Source organism: Butyrivibrio sp. TB (assembly GCF_900110805.1).
Classification (GTDB): domain Bacteria; phylum Bacillota; class Clostridia; order Lachnospirales; family Lachnospiraceae; genus Butyrivibrio; species Butyrivibrio fibrisolvens_C.
In genome coordinates, this window is sequence record NZ_FOER01000051.1 from 1 (window position 1) to 3,526 (window position 3,526).

The window sequence follows — 3,526 nt, forward strand, 5'->3', positions numbered from 1 at the left end:
TGTTGATTGTCAAGTAAAATTGACCCACTTTTATACTTAAATCTGACCCACCTTAAAATCAAAACTAGCGATTTTAGAGGTGGGTCAGATTTATTTCTAAATCCCGATTTTTACACTGTGAATTGACCCGCCCATTAATGAGTTATTAGCGTATATCCAGCATCTATAAGTGCTGTTTTGTCTATTGTCATGGATCTGTTTAGCGTATCCAGCATCACATATCTACTAAGTTCCAGAAGTCTGTCGCCAAGTAGCTCTTTTATTAGCCTGTCCATAGCATCTGATTTAGGCATAGCCTGCGCTGTCTTTACTAAAACTTCTTTTTGCTGTTTTTCTTGTGAACATAATTCATCCATTGACATAAAAATATCATCAGCATTTTTTTCACAAAAACCAGCATTGAATCTATCAGTAGTGGCATCATACGCCAGTGTATCGATAGTCTTCATTCTGGATAAAGTTGAGCCGGGATATTTGATCCCGTATTTATCCTTAAGCTGCTTATATAGCGCATCTTTTCCATAGCTATTATATATACCAGCAAGCTCTGGAAGATTTTTATCTTTCACTTTAACCATGATAGTTCTCCTCTATCCTCTATCGGACCTAATATAGACTCAATATATGCATCCATTTCTTTTGCACGTTTGTGAGCGTCTTCAATCCTGACATTAGCTTCATCCAAAAGATGATATTCTTTGAGAACACGTTCATAGACTTTGAGTTTAAAGAACATCTCATGTTTTTCTCTTTTTAAGCTGTTGATAGTATCCTCACCTCGCAGCTGTGCAAGATATTCTTCCTGTTCTTCGGGTGACATTTTGCTTAGTGTTTCACGAATTTCCTGGTCTTCTCTATAAACATCAAGAAAATCAATGTAGTTGCCATGACCATCTTCAGCCAGACAACCATTTTCGTGTACACTGTTGCCGGAAGCGACCCATTCACGCAGGGCTGTCCTTTCTTCTTCGTTCATCTCTGTATTCTTTTCGTATTCCTTCAGCTCTTCCTCAAGAAAGCGCTGTCTTTCGTCTAGTTCGTTCATCTATTCTGTACCTTTCTGTTTTTTAATACTTATTTTTGACCCTTTGACACGATAACTGTCTCCCGTTATACTTAGCACGTGGCAGTGATGTAGCAGACGATCCAGTATGGCTGTAGCTGCAAGCTGGCCTGTAAATACTTCATCCCATCTACCCATTGGGAGATTAGTGGTGATTATGAGGGAGCTTTTTTCGTATCGTTGGCGAATGATCTGGAAAAACATGCTCTCTCTTTCTTTGTCCATTTTTATGTATGAAAGCTCATCTATTATCAACAGTTCGATGCGATTAAGCCTGTCCAGGACTTGTTGCAGGTTTCCTGCAAGCATTTCATCATAAAGCTTGTCTACCAATTCTTTGGCATTCACAAAAAGAACCTTTTTTCCCTGTTTACATGCATTTCTGCCAATCCCTGTAGCAATCATGCTTTTTCCAACTCCGGGCGGACCTATAATGATTATGTTTTCATGATTATGCAAGAAAGTCAGCCTTCCAAGTTCATCTATCTTGCCCTTATCAAGACACGGATTAAAGCTGTAATCGATGTCATCAAGAGATGATTCACTGTCAAATCCAGCTTTAAGCAGAAGCTTCTCAGTTCTACGAATTCTTTTGCCATTATCTTCAAGCTCTAAGAGCCGTAACAAAAAGTCCATATATCCAAGTGATTCCTGCTTGGCTTCTTCGATGATGTCTCTGTACTGAAGCCGCATATCAACAAGCTTGAACTGCTTCATCTTTGATTCGATATATGCGCTTTTTTGTTCTGTATCGTTAAACATTCAGAACCTCCTTCGCATACTCTTCATAATAGCTACAGTCCCTGGTCAGTTCAGCCTGTACACGTGCAACGGCTCCATCTGCATTCTCTATCTTGGCCTTATCACTTTTATGCATCTTTCTTTCTCCCGCATTGTATTCTCTTAGCATAGTTTTAAAAGATTTGATATCAAGCTTATCTTCATCAATAGCCATTCCAATGAACCTGTCCAGTGTTTCATCATCATACAGATCTTGCAGTTCCATGATCCTTCTTGCGTGAAAAGTCGGCTGATCAAATCTTTTACCGGCCAGTTCAAGATAAGACTTCCCATTACTGAAACGTGAGGTAAAATCTCTTCTTATCTGTGGAATTGACGTCGATACTTTCTTTGCTATTGCCTCATAATGATCGGGATTGGTCCGTATAGCATGCTGTCCATAGAGTATTTCCTGATGCTGGATGAAATGCCCCTGAGAGTCATAGATCATGATCCTAAAACCATAGATCAACCTGCAAAATACATGTTTCCCAACATATTTAACGGGAACACTGTACTTATTACCACCCATACTAAGATAACTGTCAGGGCTGATCCTTCTTCTAAACATGCTGCTTGCGAAGTAGTGTTCTTTAGGTAATGGTTGCAACGTGGCTTTTTCTTCAATCAGGTAATGCTGGTTTGGAATTCTCTTTGTTGTGGAATGTTGTTCATTGCACCATTCGTTGATAAATGACTTTCCTCTGGAATTGAGATCTTCCATGCTTGCAAAGCTATTGCCCTTTATGAACTGTTCTTCTATGAAGTTAAATGGTCTTTCGATCTTTCCCTTTTTACGTGGCCAGTAACAAGGGCATGCGTTTAACTCCACTCCAAGATGTGTAGCCATCGCCAAAGCGTGTGGATTGTACTTTATTTCCTCTTCAGACCTTGGGTTGTTCCTGATGACAAATGCTTTGGGATTGTCGATCAGGAGTTCGAGTGTCACACCTCCCAGCTCGTCAAACAGTTCTTGGACGGCCTCATATATTGCATCAGCATCTTCCCTCAAAGAGAAACAGATCACCTTTTTTCTTGAGGCTGCAAGTATCATGGCAAAACAGTAAACGGTCTTATATTGGTTGCCAATAAGTACTTGATATTCGCTCCAATCAAACTGTGCCTGGTCTCCAGGCGGACTCTCGTGCCTTGTTGTTGCCTTCCGGCTTATGCCACCAACATCTTCATCTACTCTCTTTAAGTAATAGTAGACAGGGCCTATGCTTCCCGTGTAGCCACGTTTCTTGAGTTCTCTGAATATCCTTGTACCATTAAAGCAAAATGGTTCACATCGCCAGGCAATGATCTGCTCTTTAAATGGATCTATCTTGGAACTGTAACTTTTCCGGCTATATACCGGAGGCTCAGTCTTTTCCAAGAGACGCTTGACGGTGTTCCTTGATATCCCGAGAAGAGAAGCTGTAGCTCTTTTGGACTTGGTCTGCTTATAAACTTGATGTACAGCTACCCAGTCTTTCAAATCTTTCACCTCTTTTCCTCCTTCCATATGTGATCACATACGGAAAGAATTCTATATAACATCTAAGAGGTGGGTCAATTCTAAGTATTAAATTTTCAAGGTACAGTGTATAATCGAAATGGATTTATACCTCATATGGCTCATCACTAGGTGGGTCAGCTTTAAGTATTAAATCCGGGTCAATTTTAAGTGTAAATCAACAC

At 40.1% G+C, this 3,526-nt stretch carries 4 protein-coding genes; all 4 read right to left on the bottom strand.

What is annotated here, in order from left to right; all coding sequences use genetic code 11:
* Positions 1-134: 134 nt before the first annotated feature.
* The 4 genes from BMX21_RS18910 to istA are packed head-to-tail and all read right to left on the bottom strand — an operon-like array spanning position 135 to position 3,332.
* Positions 135-578: a hypothetical protein gene (locus tag BMX21_RS18910; RefSeq protein WP_092047040.1), complete on the bottom strand. Its 444-nt coding sequence runs from the start codon at positions 576-578 to the stop codon at positions 135-137.
* Positions 566-1,045, bottom strand: coding sequence for a hypothetical protein (locus BMX21_RS18915; RefSeq protein ID WP_092047043.1), 480 nt, complete (start codon positions 1,043-1,045; stop codon positions 566-568). Before BMX21_RS18915 ends, BMX21_RS18910 begins: the two co-directional genes overlap by 13 nt.
* On the bottom strand, positions 1,046-1,825 hold the full coding sequence (istB, locus tag BMX21_RS18920; protein WP_074759267.1) for an IS21-like element helper ATPase IstB: 780 nt from the start codon (positions 1,823-1,825) through the stop codon (positions 1,046-1,048). It abuts the gene before it with no gap.
* Complete coding sequence (istA, locus tag BMX21_RS18925) at positions 1,818-3,332, bottom strand: IS21 family transposase (protein ID WP_177174122.1); 1,515 nt, start codon at positions 3,330-3,332, stop codon at positions 1,818-1,820. The genes istB and istA overlap by 8 nt, the downstream gene beginning before the upstream one ends.
* Positions 3,333-3,526: the final 194 nt, after the last annotated feature.